Consider the following 16,314-nt stretch of genomic DNA (forward strand, 5'->3'; position numbering starts at 1 on the left):
GAGCTGGGCGCCCAGGTGCAGGTGTTGCGCCGGGGCACGATGTTCGCGGGCAGGGCTGCCCGGCTAGCCCGGATGTACCGGCAGTACCCCTCCCTGGAGGCCATTCCCGCACCGGAGCGCGAAAAGCTGGAGCGTGAGGTGCTCGGGGCTTCGGTGGAAGCAGTCTGGGACTGGACGCGCGCATACTGGACGCACCGCGACACGGCGGAGGTCGGTCGGGCCGAGAAGGACCCCAAACACCGCATGGCGTTGGTGTTCCAGTGGTACCTCGGCTCGTCGAGCCGGTGGGCCGTCACGGGAAACACCACCCGGCGCAGCGACTACCAGCTCTGGTGCTCCCCCGCAGCCGGTGCGTTCAATGAATGGACCAAGGGCACCTTCCTGGCCGAGCCCGCGCGGCGGACGGTCGCCCAGATCGCACTGAACCTGATGCAGGGCGCGGCGGTGGTCACCCGCATACGGCAGCTTCGCACCCACGGGGTCGAGTTACCGCCTCACGCCGGTCAGTACCGGCCGCGCCCACTGCGCTGACGATCCGTCACCCGCCCCGTAATCCCGATTTCCGGAGGCAGCCCATCATGTCCGACAACCGGCCGAGCACCATGGAACCGGTCGCCATCGTGGGTATGAGTGCCATCATGCCCGGGGCCCGGGAACTAGACGACTACTGGCGCAATATCCTCCAGGGCCGCGACCTGGTGACCGACGTACCGGTTGACCGCTGGCGCGCGGAGGACTACTACGACCCCGATCCGGCAGCCGAGGACAAGACCTACTGCAAGCGCGGTGCGTTCCTGCCCGAGGTGGAGTTCGACCCGGCCGCCTATGGCTTGCGGCCCAGTGCCATCGAGGCGACCGACACCGCCCAGTTGCTGGCACTGATCGCCGCCGACCGGCTGCTCACCGGCCTTGCCGCCGTACGCGGAGGCCGCCGGGTGGACGGTGAGCGGGTGAGTGTTTATCTGGGGTCGGTGGCTGTTCAGTTGATCGGGGAGACCGGGTTACGGATGGGCCGCCCGGTGTGGCTCAAGGCGCTGCGCGAGTGCGGTATCGCGGAGGGACGGGCGAAGGCCATCTGTGACCGGATCGCCGATCACTACGTGCCCTGGCAGGCGGCTACCCTCCCCGGTGTGTTGAGCAGCGTGGTTGCCGGCCGCATCGCCAACACCTTCGACCTGCACGGAGGCAACTTCACGGTGGACGCGGCCTGCGCCAGCTCGCTGGCAGCCGTGTCCGTCGCCGTGGACGACCTCCTCCTGGGGCGGGCGGACCTCGTCATCACCGGCGGGGCGGACACCCTCAACGATCCGATGACGTTCACCGCCTTCAGCAAGGCCATGGCCCTGTCACGCACGGGTGACTGCCGGCCGTTCGCCGAGGACGCCGACGGTACCGTGCTGGGTGAGGGCATCGCGCTGCTCGCGCTGCGACGGCTGGCGGATGCGGAACGGGACGGCGACCGGATCTACGCGGTGATCCGCGGGGTCGGGGCGTCCTCGGACGGCAGCGGCACGGCCATTTACGCCCCGCTTGCCTCCGGCCAGGCGCGGGCACTGCGCCGGGCCTATGGCGCCGCCGGCTACGGGCCGGACACGGTGAGCCTGGTGGAAGCCCACGGCACCGGCACCGTCGCGGGCGACTCCGCGGAAGTCACGGCCCTGCGGGAGGTGTTCACCGGCACCGGCCGCACGGACACCGCCTGGTGTGCGCTGGGCTCGGTGAAGTCCCAGATCGGTCACACCACGGGAGCCGCCGGCGCCGCCGGACTGATCAAGGCGGCCCTGGCACTGCACCACCGGGTGTTGCCGCCCACCATCAAGGCCGGGAAACCCAACCCTGCCCTGGGCCTGAACGGCAGCCCCTTCTACCTGAACACCGCGGCCCGCCCCTGGGTGCACACCGCGGCCCATGCGCGGCGGGCGGCGGTGTCGAGCTTCGGCTTCGGCGGCTCCAACGTGCACATCACCCTGGAGGAGTACCCCGCCGACATGACGGCCCCCGGGCTGTGCGCGGCGCGGCCGTCCGAACTGGTGGTCCTGTCCGCCGATACGCCGGCCGCTCTGGTGAACCGCTGCCGGGACCTGGTGCAGGCGGCGGAGGACCATGCGGGCTCCCGCCTGGCCACGCTTGCCCGCCGGTCCCATGACGACGCCGACGCCACGGCCGCTTGCCGGCTGGCCGTCGTCGCCACCGATGGCCAGGACCTGGCCGCAAGACTGCGGCAGGCGGCGTCACGGATCGAGGGGCGGCCACAAGCGTCCTTCTCCTCGCCGCAAGGGATCCACTACGGCAGCGGGGCACCGGCCGGCGGCCGCATCGCGTTCGTCTTCCCCGGCCAGGGTACGCAGCGACCACAGATGGGCGCCGAGGTCGCCCTGCATTTCCCACGCGCACACGAGGTGTGGCAGCGTGCCGCGGCCCTGGAGCTCGGCGACCGCTCATTGGCGGACGTCGTCTTCCCGCCACCCGCCACGACCGAGGACGACCATCGACGGCAGCAGCGGACACTGACCCGTACCGAGTGGGCCCAGCCGGCCCTCGCCGCGCACAGCCTCGCCCTGCTCGACGTGCTCGACGCGGTGGGGATCCGGCCGGACTGCGTCGCCGGGCACAGCTTCGGCGAACTGACGGCACTGCACGCCGCTCGGGTGTTCGACGCCGATACCCTGCTCCTGCTGGCCCGTCGGCGCGGGGAGCTCATGCGGGACGCTGCGGCCGTGCCCGGCGGGATGCTTGCGGTCGACGCCCCGGCGGACCTCGTGGCGGACCTCGTGGCGGACCTCGTGGCGGACATAGCGGCGAGTGAGGAGAGCGTGGAGAGTGACGAGGTGTGGGTCGCCGCCGACAACGCGCCGGGCCAGACGGTTCTCTCCGGCTCCCGCGCCGGGATCGCACGAGCCGAAGGGCGTTGCTCGGCGGCAGGCATCACCAGCCGTCGGCTGGAGGTGGCCACGGCCTTCCACAGCCCGCTGATGTCCTCCGCCGCCGCGCCGCTGGCCGACTTCCTGAGCGGCCGGACCATCCGGGCACCGTGGCTGGACGTGTACGGCAACGCGGACGCCGCGCTCCATCCCCTCCAGCCTGACCGGATCCGCGAACGGATCACCGCTCAGCTCGCCTCGCCCATCCGCTTCACCGACATGATCCGGGCGATGTACGCGGACGGTGTGCGTACGTTCCTGGAGGTCGGACCGGGCCAGGTGCTCACCCGTCTGATCGACCGGATCCTCGGCGACGAGCCCCATCACTCGGTTCCCTGCGACCCGGCCACGGAGCGGGGTGTGACGGGCCTGAACCAAGCGCTGGCACGGCTGTTCACCCTGGGTGTCACCCTCCGGCCGGCGGGCCTGTGGGCACATCACGCGGCCCCACCGCCGGACCGGAAGACGGCGTCGGATTCCGCGCTGCGGATGCGCCTGACCATCGACGGAGGAAACTACGGACGGCGCTACCCGGCCTCCGGCGCGGCCGCCGCCGTACCGCCCTCCCCGATAGCGCGTGACGCCGCATTCTCCGCCGCCGAGCCTGGCCAGGGCACGCAGTCAGTCACCGGTCCGGACTTCCTGGGCAGCCCGACGCCGGAGCCTCAGTGGGAGGAGGAGCCCGGCGCGGGCATGGCCCGCGCACTGCTGGAGGTACAGCGGCAGACCGCACAGGCCCACGCCGAGTATCTCCGCCTCGCCGAGAAGTCCATCGAAGCCCTCGCCGCCGGCGCACTGCGCGACCCGCACGCCTCACACCTCCCCGATGCTGACCAGCACCCGCCGGAGACGGCGGACAACATCGGTCTGCCGCCGCTGCCCCACACCGGGCCGACGAGCGAAGCACCCGGAACACCCGAACCGGCCGAAGTCCCGCCCGCGGCCCCTGTCGCGCCGACGGAGATGGAGTCGCTGGTGCTGTCGGTGGTCTCGGAGAAGACCGGCTATCCCGTCGACATGCTCGCGCCTCACATGGAACTCGAGGCCGACCTCGGCCTCGACTCGATCACCAGGATGCAGATCCTGGGGGCGCTGCGCCCGATGTTCCCCACCCTGGAGAATGTCGACCGGTCGCTCGTCACACGCATCGTGACGTTCCGGACCGTGGGAGAGGTGGCCGACCATCTGAGGGAGCTGCTCGCACAGACGGCCCCGGCAAGCGGCTCGCCCGCCGCTGGACTGCCCGCCGCCGGCGTGCCTGCCACGGTGGTCAGGGCCGGCTCGACCGCCTCACGTGTGCACCGGCACGTACCGGTGCTGCGTGAGACGCCCGCCCCGGGCAGGGAGATGGCCGGCCTGCGGCACGGCACCATCGTGGTGACGGGGGACCGGACGGGCATCGGCGACGAGGTTGCGCGCCAATTGCGGGAGCACGGCGTGGCCGCCGAGTCCCGGCCCACCGTGCCGACCGGCGCAGCCGGGGTGATCTTCCTCGGCGGCCTGGCCCGGCCGGCCCTGCTGCCGGACGCGTTCGCCATGCAACGCGAGGCCCTGCGGGCCGCGCACACCCTCGCGCCGAGGGCCGAGGAGCAGGGCGGTGTCCTGGTCACCGTCCAGAACACCGGCGGCGACTTCGGACTCAGCACGCCCGACGCGCAACGCGCCTGGACCGGCGGCCTGGCCGCACTGGCCCGTACCGCCATGGCCGAGTGGCCCAAGGCGTCGGTCAAGGCCATCGACCACGCCTGCGGGGACCGGACTCCGGCCGAGGCCGCCCGGGGCATCGTCGAGGAGCTGCTGACGGGCGGGCAGGCAATGAACGTCGGCCTGTCCACGGGCGGCGCGCGCCGACTGCTGCACTTCACCGACGCCCCGGACGCCCCGCTCCAGCCGCTGGACCTCCCGCCCCATCCGGTGATCGTCGCCTCGGGCGGCGCCCGCGGCATCACCGCCGCCGCGCTCGTCGAGTTCGCCCGGACCTGCCCCGCACGATTCGTCCTGCTCGGCCGTGCCGCACCGGACGGCCCGCACGGCGAGCGGATTCGCGCCACCACCACGGCCCTTGAGGAGGCGGGCGCGCACGTCCGTTATCTACGGGTGGACATCCGCGACCGCGATCAGGTCGGCACCGCGCTGGAGGAGGTGCGCAGCCACTGGGGGCCTGTCACCGGCCTCGTGCACGGCGCAGGCGTGATCGCCGACCGGCGGATCCGGCACAAGACGCTCGACCAGTTCGACTCGGTGTTCACCACCAAAGTGGAGGGTTTGGCCGCACTCCTGGAGGCGACCCGGACCGATCCGCTGCGACTGCTGTGCGCCTTCTCCTCGGTGGCGAGCAGCTTCGGCAACGCCGCCCAGAGCGACTACGCCATGGCCAACGAAACCCTGAACCACATGATCGCGGCTGAGCACGCACTGCGCGGAGACGCCTGTGTGCGGGCACTGGTGTGGGGCCCCTGGCGAGGCGGCATGGTATCGCCCGAACTGGCCGACCTCTTCGCCATGGGCGGAGTGCCCATGCTGTCGATGGACGATGGCGCACGGGCGTTCGTCACCGAGCTCACGACCGCGGTGTCGCGGCCGCAGGTGGTCCTGGCCGCCGGGCCGCTCTCCGCCGTTCTCGGGGAGGCCGACGATGCCTGACGTCCCCTCACCCGACCCGACCACGCACGTAGAGGTATTGCCGCGGCCACCGCGGACCGGCAAGGACGCGTTCGCCGGTCCGGTGCCTTCGCCGGAGGACCCGCACGACGTACGGCCGAATCCCGCGCAGCCCAACCCCGTGCGGGCCCCCGTGCAGCCGGCCCCGGAGCAGCCGTGTTTCGCGCCCGACCCGGCGCAGCCGATCCCCGCCAGGCCGAGTACGGGCGAGGTCCTCCGGCCACTGATCGCGGCACAGCACGGCCGGGCGACCGAGCTGCACCAGCGGTTCCTGCGCGTGCAAGGCCGGGCCGTCGCCCAATTGGTGGCCATGTGGTCCCGGGAACGGGCAGGCCTCGCCAGACAGGGCGTCGCCGAAGCGCCGGGCCCGTTGGGTGAGCCTGTGACGGAGACCGTGCTGGATCCCGCCACCCACGACTGGGTGCGCGACCACTGCCCCACCTGGACAGTGCCCGCCCTGCCCCTGATGTCGATGGCCGATCTGATCGCGAGGGCGGCCACCCGGTACGCGGGCCGTACCGCCACGGGGCTTCGCGACCTTCAGGTGCGACGCTGGCTGCCCCTGCCGGGGCCGACTTCCCTGCGCCTGACCTGCGTGGGCTCGGCCGCCCGCCCCCAGGTGACGCTGTCGGCCTGGCTAGAGCTGCGCGAGGCGCGGCTGTCCCGCTTCGCGCCGGTGGCGTGCGCCACGGCCGTGTTCGACGTACTCCCGCCGCCACGCCGCTTCGCCCCCCTGGAACACACCGTCCCCATGGCCGACCCCTATGAGAGCGGCGACTGCTTCCACGGCCCCCGTTTCCAGTACCTCCGCTCGGCCAGATCCGGAGAAGGCGGCGCGTCGGGCGTCCTCCACCCCGGGCGCGGCAGCGTGCCGCCCGGCCTGCTCCACCAAGGCCTGCTGGATGCCGCCACGCACATCATTCCGCACACCCGCATGTGGCAATGGTCCCCCTCCATCGACCGCGCGAGCGTCACCTACCCCCACCGGCTCAGCCGCTTGCACACGTACGGGCCTCTGCCCGGCACCGGCCTCATCGAGGTCGAGGCCCGCTTCGCCGGCTTCCACACCGGTGACGCGCGCCTGCCGGCCGTCGACCTCCAACTGTGCGTGGCCGAACGGGTCCTGACCGACGCCCGCCTGGTGCTCATCCTCCTGCCGGTGGGACCCCTGCTGGACATGCCCCCCCACCTGCGCCGCGACTACCTTCGCGACCGCCGCTACGTGCCCGGCCTCCTGCTGTCCACCGCACACGACGCGACAACCGTGCTCCGGCACGACGATGTGCGCCAACTCGACTTCTTCCCCGGAACAGCGGCCTCCCTCTACCAGTTGCCGGCCGGCCTGTCCCTCCGCGACAGCACACCGCTGATCGCCGCCAAGGAGCACGTGGCCCGCCGCACGGCCACCCACCCATGCCGCATCACCGTGGCCGATGACCTGCGCACCGCCCACACCGACGAAGCCCCCCACCGGCCCTACGCGTTGGACGTCACCCTGGCGGCGGATCACGTCCACGTCCGCGACCGTCCCGCCGCCGACCACTCGCCGGAGGAGGAAGGATCGTGAGCGATTCACCGGTGCTCCTGCTGACCGGCGCTTCGGGCGTCGTCGGCTCCGCGCTGCTCAGCCACCTGGCCGACAGCGGTCCTGTCGTCGCTCTGACCCATCACAAGCCCACCGCGGGCCCCACGCGCCGGGGAGACATCACCCGGCCCTGGCTCGGGCTGACCCCCACCGACTACCGGGAACTGGCGGCCACCATCGACGTCGTTATCCACTGCGCGGCCCTGGTCAACTTCGGCTCCGCACCGCGCAACCTGCACCGGGTCAACGTACGCGGCGTCGGACACGTCCTGCGGTTCGTCGAGGACGCCGACGCCCGCCTGGTGCACTGCTCCACCGCCTTCATCAGCCGCATCCGACCGGATGCCACCCTCAACGCCTACGCCGAATCCAAGCAAGCAGGAGAGACCCTCGTCCGTGAATCCGGCCTGCCCGCCACCATCGCCAGGATCTCCACTGTCATCGGCGACACCCGCACCGGCGCCGTCGCCCGCCTCCAGGCATTCCACTACCTCGTCGGCCTGGCCATGTGGGGCCACCTGCCCTTCCTGCCCTGCACCCCCGCGACCCGGATCGACCTGCTCCCCACCGACGTCATCGCCGCCGCCCTCGCCGCCCTGGCCCGCAACCCCGCCGCCCGGGACGACTACTGGATCACCGCCGGCCCCGCCGCGCTCCCCATGCAGCACGTCGTCGACGTCGGCTCCAAGACCGCTCTCACCATGCTCGGCGAACGGGCCCCGCGCGACCTCGGCATCGACCTCAGGCAACTCCGGCCGCGCCTGGTCGACCCGGGCTTGTACCACGACGTCATCAGCAGCGTTCTCACCGCCGGCACCGACCCCGACACCTCACCCAGCGCACTGCGCCACATCCCCGGACTCATGGCCCCGTACAACAACGCACCGCCTTTCCCCACCTCCCTCGGCGACATCCCCGGCGGTCCGCCCCCGCTCACCGAAAACCACGCCGACCAAGCACTCCGGGCCACATGCCGCTACCTGGCGACCATGCCGAAGGACACATGGAAGATGAGCTGGTGAGCTACCACCCGTCGCACCGGACGGGCGACGGGGACAGTGCCCCGGCAGGGAGGGATCATCTGGCCGGGGATGCCACGTACAACGAAGCGCGCCCTCGCCACACTGGAGTGGTGTGGTGTCCTGAGGTCGTCCGTGGTGACGATCGCTTCCGCAGCCGGGCGCCGGCCCGGTGGTGTTCCAGCGCGTGTGCGCTGGGGCTCGCGGCGCCTCGGGTACGGAGCGGTGATCCGCCCCGTACCGGTGAGCGGCCGGCGCCGTCCGCGTTGACGGGTAGGGCGACCTCGGTTACCGAACCTGGCGCTGTGCGGGGACGGCCGATGTGCGGTTCCGGTTGTTCCAGGCGTCCATGATGTCTGGACGGGTGCACTCGTGCCAAGATCGCAGGATATTGCAACTCACCTATTCTGTTATCGACTGTCCGGACACCATGGAGCTGGCGTCTACTCCGCGGTGACGGGCCGTCCCATCAAGGAGGACAGCTCAGCGGACTGGGCAGGCATCCGGTTCGGCGAGATCGAGCTGGCGTTCATCCGAGTGGATGACTACCACGCTCCGCAGTGGCCCGACACCGAGCACCCCAAGCAATTCCACCTCGACTTCGAAGTCGACGACATCGAGTCCGAGCAGAGCCGTGTCGTCGTCCTCGGCGCGACACTGAAGCAAGACTTCATCGGCCCCAACGGCTACGGCTGGCGGGTCTTCACGGACCCGGCCGGGCATCCTTCTGTCTGTGCCGTACTAAGGGTGTCGTCTGGACCGATCAGGGACCGGTCTGGCCCGAGCGCGGCTAGGGGCATCCCTTCGGGCGGTCCGGCGTCAGCGGGCGGCCGTGCCGCCCGCGGCCTCGGCGCGCAGGGCCTGCGCCACGCTCTCCTCGACGGAGCGGGCGACGGCCCAGCAGGCCGCCGCGTCCAGCCGCTTGTACGCGGCCGCCGGACGCGCCTTTACGACGGCGGCCGTCTCCTTTGCTCCGGTCGTGACGCTGACCTGCGCGGAGACCGTCGTGTCCGACGGCCCGTGCAGGGTCAGGTCGAGGGTGCCGTGCCCGAACGCGGTGACCTCTTCCAACCGCAGGACGGGGTTTTTTTCCACCGCGTACCGCACGCTGTCTGTCAGCTGGAAAACGGTCCTGCCTTCGATGGCAGGTACCCGCACCTCACGGACAGAGGGCAGGGCCACGGCTTCCGGGCCGAGCGTGAGCCCGTACCAGCGAGCCGTGCGGGCCGCACTCACCACCATGGAGATGGACAGCGCGGCGGTGAAGGCGAGCGCGACCGCCGCACCTGCGGCTAGGGCCTGGGGGGCGGCCCCACTCCAGGGCATGCCGTCGCCCAGGACCAGCACGGCAGTCATTGCTGCCGCGCATACCGCGCCGATCGCCAGCGCGGGCAGGACCAGTCGGCAGACGACCGCCAGCCAATAGCCGAGCATTGCATCGTTCCTGTCTCGTATGGGGAAGTCGAACCATACGACGCTCGCCGCCGTGGGGCTCTGCCGCCCCGGGCTCCGACCTGCGAGTACGCAGCGTGTCCCGCAAGCCCCGTCCCATCAAGGGTGCGCCACCCGCCTCCTGCGCGCGTTACTCGTCCTGACGAACCTCGAAGTCAACCAGTGACGGACGATCTTCTCTGCGGACTCAAGCCCACGACCAGCACAAGCACCCCGAGGACCGGACACACCAGCCCATTGAACTGCGACTTCAAGTTGGCGGAGGCTCAGTGCTGTCCACCCTGGCCGACACCGTCTCCGGGAGGCAAGCTGAACCGGATCATCAGTCAGCTACCCTCCGGCTACGCCGCCCCGTTCGGCAAAGCGGAAAATCGATGACTGATCTAAAAAGTGCGCCCGTCCGGCGGGACAAGGCCCTCCCGGGGCAGAGCCCTCTGCGGTTCGCGCCAAGAGGTCCTTGGCCGGGCGAGCTATCGCCGGTCAGACCGGCAGCCGGGAAACAAAGTGTTGCGCGGGGCGCGTACCGGTCGCCGGTGCGCGTGTCCTCATCTGATCCGACTTATGGCGTGTTCCCGTCAAGGGTCTGTCGCAGACCGCCCGAGCGGAAAAGTCTCAGGTGTAGCCCTTCGTGCCGCGCTTCTGCGGCAAGTGGCCTTCGTTCAGCCTCGGACGGTGGCCGCTGCACCGCTCTCCGCAGTCCAGATCCATGGCCACGGCCGGTCGTCGCGCGCAGGAGCAGGACCGGAGTACCCACTTCGCCCAGATCGGGAGGTCTCATGCTGGACCCGACTCCTTCGGCTTCGATCGGTCTTCCGCAAATCGGCGCACAGCAGTCGTTCCGTCTGCGTACGACGGGGGGCTGGCTGGAACTGGCCGGCACGGTCTACCGCCTCACCTACAAGGGCAGCATCACCTACACGGTGAAGGCCAAGCCCGGCGCGGACCCCAAGCAGGCCGTCCTGCTGGAAGTGGCGCACCTGTCCCTCTCGGCCACAGAACCGACGCTCGGCCGCGTCACCGTCTCCTCCAGCAGCCGCACCGCAAACGTGGATGGAGAACTGCGCGTGACGCGGGCCGTCCCACTGCGCCTGAGCCACGAGCTGAAGCTCGACTACAAGATCACCGTCGAGCACGGGCCCGAACACCTGCGGCCCTCAGGAGCTCCCGAGACGCTCGAACTCGAACCGACGGAGCCCTCGATCGCCACCTGCGACGACGTCAAGTGGCGCGCACAGCCGCAGCCCCGGCACCGTGGCGACGACGATGAGGTCCATATCTCCAAGTATACGAGCGCCCCCGCTCACCTCGCACACAACTGGGGCAACAGCAACTGGAACTCCGCCGCCCGCTTCGGAGACCTGGAGCAGGACTAGGCCGTTGGCGGGTTGGCCGAAGGTACTGATGGGCCCGCCCGCAGCCGCCGGAGAAGACCTCCTCTAAACCATTCCGGCCGGACGAAACCCAGAAGGGCATCGGATGAACCGCAAACCGAACTACGCGCTCCGCAGCGCCGCCATCCTGGCCGCAGCAACAGCATTAACCTGCGTGACCTCGACGCCCGTCCACGCGGACACCGTCAGGCAGTTCCGTGACCTCCGTGTCGCCGGCTGGTTCAACGCGTACAAGGCCACATCGAGCAAGGGAGAAGTGCGCTTCGAGAAGGACTCCTACGTCGTCAGCGCGCGCGTCTACATTGACTGCCAGGCCGCAGGCCAGTTCCACGCCTTCCTGCGCCACCACTCCCGCGAGCTCTACGGCGGCTCCGGCCCGTGGCGGGACACCAACGAAGTGACCTGCACAGACTCGGCCACGGCCGAGGGCTGGGTGGCAGGACGCAACTTCCTCCACCCCCGATACGGCAAGAGCGCGGTAATCCAACTGTGCGTGTCGCACCGGCTCGGCACAGGGTGCAGCGACGAGGTCGAAGTCCTCGACCCGGTCCTCGACCCGGCCATCAGCACCGGGCCCGCCGCCGACTAGGGCACGATGCCACCGATCGCTAGTGCGATCATGCGTAAATGAACTCTCTCGGCGACGCCCACGTGCGCACCTGGACGCTGCGCTTCATGGCCCTCCTGGCAGCCGATATCGATGACCAGCTCGTCTGGCTGGGCGAGCGTGAGCTGGACACCAAGGGCGTCGTCGAAGAGGCGGAGTTGCTCTGCCGCGTCTCCGAAGGTCTCGCGGAGCGCGGAGTCTTCGAGCCCGAGGATCTCGATCGTCTTCGGGACATCGGCTGCCGTCTCGGTGCGATTGATGCCACCTGCCGGGACGGCCTCTGGGCCGACGCCCTGGCCACGGATCCGGCCTGGGACGACATACGGTCGCTCGCTCGCCGTTTCCTCCTCACGACGCTGGGCGACTGGCGTCAGCCACTGCCGCGCCCCGCGCGGCCGCACACGAGGAACCACTGACCCGTCCGGACCGGCCTGCGGACCCGGCCGCGATCCCCATCATGCCGGCCACACCGGGCTCGTCCGCGCGGAGCGATGCGCGAACCGTGCGATCCGGTCACGCCCCGGCACGGGCCCTCGCGGCCGTACGGCCGAGCGCAGCCGGGCGGCGCGCCGACGGCGCAGCCAGTAGTGCGCCGTCACCACGGCCAGCACGTTCTCCTTCGCGCTGTTCCCGTGGATCGGGTCGGTGTCCGGGCCATGGTCGGCGAGGTGCACAACGGTGCGCACCTGGCGAGTCGTGTTGCCGGTCATCTGCTCGTTGAGCCGGTAGACGCGCAGCCGGTGCCCGACCAGCGCCCGAGCCCGGGCGATCATCGCCCGGCTGGCGTCCGTGTCCCCGCGGTCGGTACGCAGGTGCTCTAAGGGCGCGGCTCGGGTTCGCTGCTGCGGTAGGTTTCTCGGACGATCCGCGGGTGCGGTGGATCACGTCGGGGAGGGTGCGGGCCTTTATCTGTCCTTCATTGCATGCGGTGGAGTCGTCGTCTCCTGCAATTGCAGTTGGCAGGTGTGGAGATCTTCCTGCATCTGAGCGGTCGGCGCGGCCGCAGTGACAGCCCTGGCGGTGCAGGTGCACGGATGGGATCCGAACGTCCGCTCGGGCTACCTGCCCAGCGCCGTTCTGGGCAGCCCGGACACGCTGCAGTAATCAGTGCCGCCAGCAGAAGCGACCAACACCACGCCGCCCATCGACCATCGTGCGCCGCTGGCAATCGTCTGCGCCGACCAGGCACTCCAAACGCGCGAGGTCTATGGCGCCGAGATCCCGGCTGCTGTCCCAGGCCCGCCTGGCCTGCTCGTGCTGCCGGGACCCAGCGTCCGCCTCAGCCTGACCGCCATCGACCACTTCACCGACGCCTGCCTCCTGGCCGCCGGCCGGCCCTCGGGCGAGTACAACCGTCTTGGACGTGTCCAAGGCAGGATCTCAAGGGCGGACAGCTGAGCTACACAACCGACCTGCGGTGCAGGTGAGGGGCATCGCAACGACCTCGCGCGGATCCGTCCCCGTGCCTATGACGGCGGCCGGTCCCTGGCGATCGCCCGGTTCACCGATCGGCCGACCTGGTAACATCTGTTACCATCGATGGATGGCGAAAACGCAGATCGGTGCCCGGGTCGATGCGGAGATCGCGGAGCTCGCCCGAAAGCGGGCAGCAGACCGTGGCATGTCGGTGGGCGACTACCTGGCCCAACTCGTGCTCGAGGACGCAAGTGGCCTGCGAGCCCGAGCCATGGGAGCCGCGGAACGCTTCCTGACCGAGCACCAAGCCCTGTTCGACGAGGCTGAGCAAGCGGAGCAGTGCGGCAAGGGGCGACAGGCTGCCTGATGAACTTGCATATCGATGTGCCGTGGATCCTCCAGGTCGCTGAGATCGCGGGAGCAGGCGACCCGGCCCCGGACGACTACGGCGTTCCGGTCGCCGCCTGCGCTCGGCACCAGGCCGAGATGCTGGACCAGCCCGTCTACGACGGCCCCTACGCGCGAGCAGCCGCTTTGGTCCATACCCTCGGGTGCTGCCGCTGGCTCGAGCGCTCCAACCTGGCGGTCGCGGCAGCCACCGGCGTCATGTACCTCGAAGCCTCAGGCATCTCCGTCAAACCCACCACGCAGAATGCCGCCGCACTGCGCGACCTACTCCTCGACCCCAAATGCACGGCCAGCCGCATCGCCGCCGAGCTACGAACCTGGCCAACCACCACCTGACCTCGGTACGTCCAGCCCTGTCCCACTTCGAGCCGCGCCAGGGTTGCTCTGCTCGCACGTGCCACCCGTACCCACTGACTGGGCGACCGGCGAGTGGGGTCGCCCCGCATAACCGCCGCCCGCAGTCTCGGCGTGTGAGGCATTCTTGCCGATCTTGCCGCGCTCGCGACTCGCTCAGAGCTTGGCCTGGAAAGTGTCCCCAGCACGCCTCTCCCCCGTGTCCCTTCGGGCACGGGGCGCCTTCTGGTGACCAAAGCCTTCCGAGCCGCCCGCCTGTCCACCGGACCGGCAGGGAGCGGGGTTGCGCGCCGCGCGGGCGTGCGGCACTTTCAGCCGCCGGTCCGGGGGCCGGGCGGTGATCGGTGGGATCGCCGCCGCCGTGCGCCCGGCCGCTGGAGGCTCGTGCTGGGCTGAGTCGAGGAAGGTTGTCGCCGAAGCGGAACTCGCTTCCGCGCGGGGCACCAGGTGGGCGCGTCTTTCTTCCCGCCTCCTTCGCCGCCGGTGAAGGCGCACGCCGTGGTGGCGATCCCCGCCTCGAGGGACGCCTACGCGCGCGGCCTGTACGGGTTCCTGCGCGGACTCGACCAGAAGGGATGCGACGTCCTCGTCGCGTCCTTGCCGGCGGAGGAGGGCTGGGAGGCGATCGCCAACCGGCTCCGCCGCGCCGCGGGGCCCCGTACCACCGTGTGACCACCCCGACAGCCCACCGCTCGCGGGCCGGGGGCCGTGAGCGTGCCGATCCACCGGAGACGACTGCCCCAGCTCCTGACCCACGTCAGCCCGCGGCCTCGCTGGGTTGGCGCGGGCCGCGGGCTGGACTCGCGGTCGATCTGAGCGAGCGGGGCGGTCAGGACGCGGTGGGAGCCGCGACGTCGAGGCCGCGGGTGGCGACGAGCTGGGCGCTGCCGTCGGCCAGGCGGTAGGACAGGCCCACCACCCCGAGGCGGCCGGCGGCCACCCGCTCGGCCAGGACGTGGGAGCGTTCCAGCAGCAGGTCCACGGTGTGCTCGATGTGCTCGGCCAGGATCTCCTCAGCGCTCTCGCGTCCGGCGGCGCGGGCTGCCAGCACGCTCGGGGTCACCCGTTCGACGACATCCCGGACGAAGCCGCCCGGCGTCTGCCCGTTCTCCAGGGCGGAGCAGGCCGCGGCGACGGCGCCGCATGAGTCGTGGCCGAGGACGACGACCAGCGGCGCGTTGAGGACGGCCGCGCCGAACTCGATGGAGCCGAGCACCTCCGTACCGGCGACGTGGCCGGCGGTGCGGACGACGAACAGGTCGCCCAGGCCACGGTCGAAGATGATCTCGGCGGCCAGCCGGGAGTCGGAGCACCCGAACAGCACGGCGAACGGCTTCTGGGACGGTGCGGTTTCGGTGCGGCGGACAGCGTCCTGGTTCGGGTGCTCGGGAGTGCCGGAGACGAAGCGCTGGTTACCGGCCATGAGCAGCTCGAAGGCGTCGCGGGGTGTCGGGGTCTGGATCTCGGTCATGACGGCAGCCTACGAGCGGGCACCAGCCCTGGCACCGCCTGGTCCCGCCCAAGGTCGCCGGGTCGGGCCACGTCGGGCGGCCTGGTCATCACCCCCAGGCCCCGGGCGAGGGCGGTCTCGGTGCGGAATCTCAGCGCGCGAAGGTGCTGCCCCGCCTCGTATGGTGACCCGTCCGGACTCCGTTCGTCGTCCACGTCCGCACAACGGCCAGGCGCTGCCCGCACTGTCGGCCGAACGAGGGCGGACTGCCCGGGTCACTCGGCGTCCCCTCCGTCCTCGCCCGGGTCCTTGAACGTACGCAACAGCGCGCCGCGCGGGGCGGTCGTCGCGCCGGCCTTCTTCGCCTCGACCGCCGGTCGACCAACCGTGGGGCGGGTCGGCTCGGCCCGCTCGTTGCCGCTGGGCTGCGCCGCGCTGCTCGCCGGGCCGGCGCTGCTGGCGCTGCTGGCGCTGCTGGCGGGCGCACTGTGGGGGGAGCTGCTGCCGCTGGGCGTGCTGAGCGCGCTCGTCGGTGGCATCGGGGCACGGGCTTGCGTTCCGCAGATCGCCGGCCGCGGTGGCCGTAGCGTCTGAGGCGAACCGGCGGGCGGCTGTGATCTCGGCACTGTTCGTGGTGGCCTACGCGGGCATCTCGGTTCCGGTCGTCCGCGTGGGACTCCTGGTGGGACCGATCGGCTTTGAGGGCGCCGGCTGGTGTTCATCGCCTGTATGACGCTTCTGGTGTCGGGCGCGGGCGGGTACTCGCTGCGGCGTCCGGTGCGTGCGACAGCGCCCGATGAGGTGCGCTGGTCCTGACGGTGTGGTGGAATTCACGGTTTCACATTACGTTTTTAGGGTTCCCTTGCGCCATCCTTACGCAGTCTCACGCCAGGCCCCTGCCCGGGCGAAGATTACTGGCCATTCCATAACCGGACATAGGGATGCGGCGCACCCGGTCAGAGGCGCTCTCCCCGCAGGTAAGGGGAGGGGAGCGGGACTGCGCCGAGGCGGCCGATATGGCATCGTGACCCCGAGCCGCCGCGGAATGGT

The 16,314-nt window shown here is 70.8% G+C and carries 12 protein-coding genes and 4 pseudogenes; 13 read left to right on the forward strand and 3 right to left on the reverse strand.

Translation table 11 applies throughout. The features are described from left to right. The 5 genes and pseudogenes from E2B92_RS32545 to E2B92_RS00020 form a co-directional block, all read left to right on the forward strand. Positions 1-531 (forward strand): annotated as a pseudogene (locus E2B92_RS32545) (2-nitropropane dioxygenase); the annotation flags it as partial. A gap of 47 nt (positions 532-578) precedes the next feature. Further along, positions 579-5,564: a type I polyketide synthase gene (locus E2B92_RS00005; protein WP_200836894.1), complete on the forward strand. Its 4,986-nt coding sequence runs from the start codon at positions 579-581 to the stop codon at positions 5,562-5,564. A gap of 400 nt (positions 5,565-5,964) precedes the next feature. Further along, positions 5,965-7,149, forward strand: coding sequence for a polyketide synthase dehydratase domain-containing protein (locus E2B92_RS00010; protein ID WP_160159708.1), 1,185 nt, complete (start codon positions 5,965-5,967; stop codon positions 7,147-7,149). Next, positions 7,146-8,189, forward strand: coding sequence for an SDR family oxidoreductase (locus E2B92_RS00015; protein WP_200836895.1), 1,044 nt, complete (start codon positions 7,146-7,148; stop codon positions 8,187-8,189). The genes E2B92_RS00010 and E2B92_RS00015 overlap by 4 nt, the downstream gene beginning before the upstream one ends. A gap of 385 nt (positions 8,190-8,574) precedes the next feature. Then, a pseudogene (locus tag E2B92_RS00020) lies at positions 8,575-8,980 on the forward strand (VOC family protein). Between the two features lie 25 nt (positions 8,981-9,005). Here E2B92_RS00020 and E2B92_RS00025 read toward each other — a convergent pair. Beyond that, positions 9,006-9,620, reverse strand: coding sequence for a hypothetical protein (locus E2B92_RS00025; RefSeq protein ID WP_126882910.1), 615 nt, complete (start codon positions 9,618-9,620; stop codon positions 9,006-9,008). Positions 9,621-10,414: 794 nt separating this feature from the next. On the opposite strand from E2B92_RS00025, the gene E2B92_RS00035 reads away from it, so the two are divergent. From E2B92_RS00035 to E2B92_RS00045, 3 genes are all read left to right on the forward strand, one after another. Then, a complete protein-coding gene (locus tag E2B92_RS00035) occupies positions 10,415-11,011 on the forward strand; it encodes a hypothetical protein (protein ID WP_126882909.1) in 597 nt (198 codons plus the stop codon). Positions 11,012-11,114: 103 nt separating this feature from the next. Continuing rightward, a complete protein-coding gene (locus E2B92_RS00040; RefSeq protein WP_126882908.1) occupies positions 11,115-11,618 on the forward strand; it encodes a hypothetical protein in 504 nt (167 codons plus the stop codon). A gap of 38 nt (positions 11,619-11,656) precedes the next feature. Continuing rightward, on the forward strand, positions 11,657-12,052 hold the full coding sequence (locus E2B92_RS00045; RefSeq protein WP_126882907.1) for a hypothetical protein: 396 nt from the start codon (positions 11,657-11,659) through the stop codon (positions 12,050-12,052). 39 nt (positions 12,053-12,091) lie between these two features. On the opposite strand, the gene E2B92_RS00050 is transcribed toward E2B92_RS00045, so the two are convergent. Then, on the reverse strand, positions 12,092-12,409 hold the full coding sequence (locus E2B92_RS00050; RefSeq protein WP_126882906.1) for a hypothetical protein: 318 nt from the start codon (positions 12,407-12,409) through the stop codon (positions 12,092-12,094). A gap of 334 nt (positions 12,410-12,743) precedes the next feature. On the opposite strand from E2B92_RS00050, the gene E2B92_RS00055 reads away from it, so the two are divergent. From E2B92_RS00055 to E2B92_RS00070, 4 genes and pseudogenes are all read left to right on the forward strand, one after another. Next, on the forward strand, positions 12,744-13,034 hold the full coding sequence (locus E2B92_RS00055; RefSeq protein ID WP_126882905.1) for a hypothetical protein: 291 nt from the start codon (positions 12,744-12,746) through the stop codon (positions 13,032-13,034). Between the two features lie 145 nt (positions 13,035-13,179). Continuing rightward, a complete protein-coding gene (locus E2B92_RS00060) occupies positions 13,180-13,419 on the forward strand; it encodes a hypothetical protein (protein WP_126882904.1) in 240 nt (79 codons plus the stop codon). Then, positions 13,419-13,796: a fic family toxin-antitoxin system, toxin component gene (locus tag E2B92_RS00065; RefSeq protein WP_126882903.1), complete on the forward strand. Its 378-nt coding sequence runs from the start codon at positions 13,419-13,421 to the stop codon at positions 13,794-13,796. The genes E2B92_RS00060 and E2B92_RS00065 overlap by 1 nt, the downstream gene beginning before the upstream one ends. A gap of 412 nt (positions 13,797-14,208) precedes the next feature. Continuing rightward, positions 14,209-14,486: pseudogene (locus E2B92_RS00070) on the forward strand (Sua5 family C-terminal domain-containing protein); the annotation flags it as partial. Positions 14,487-14,643: 157 nt separating this feature from the next. On the opposite strand, the gene E2B92_RS00075 reads toward E2B92_RS00070, so the two are convergent. Continuing rightward, complete coding sequence (locus E2B92_RS00075) at positions 14,644-15,285, reverse strand: carbonic anhydrase (RefSeq protein WP_126882901.1); 642 nt, start codon at positions 15,283-15,285, stop codon at positions 14,644-14,646. 258 nt (positions 15,286-15,543) lie between these two features. Here E2B92_RS00075 and E2B92_RS00080 point away from each other — a divergent pair. Next, positions 15,544-16,080, forward strand: a pseudogene (locus tag E2B92_RS00080) (MFS transporter); the annotation flags it as partial. Positions 16,081-16,314 lie beyond the last annotated feature (234 nt).

The sequence above is a fragment of the Streptomyces sp. WAC05374 genome (genome assembly GCF_004353505.1).
In the GTDB taxonomy this organism is placed as follows: domain Bacteria; phylum Actinomycetota; class Actinomycetes; order Streptomycetales; family Streptomycetaceae; genus Streptomyces.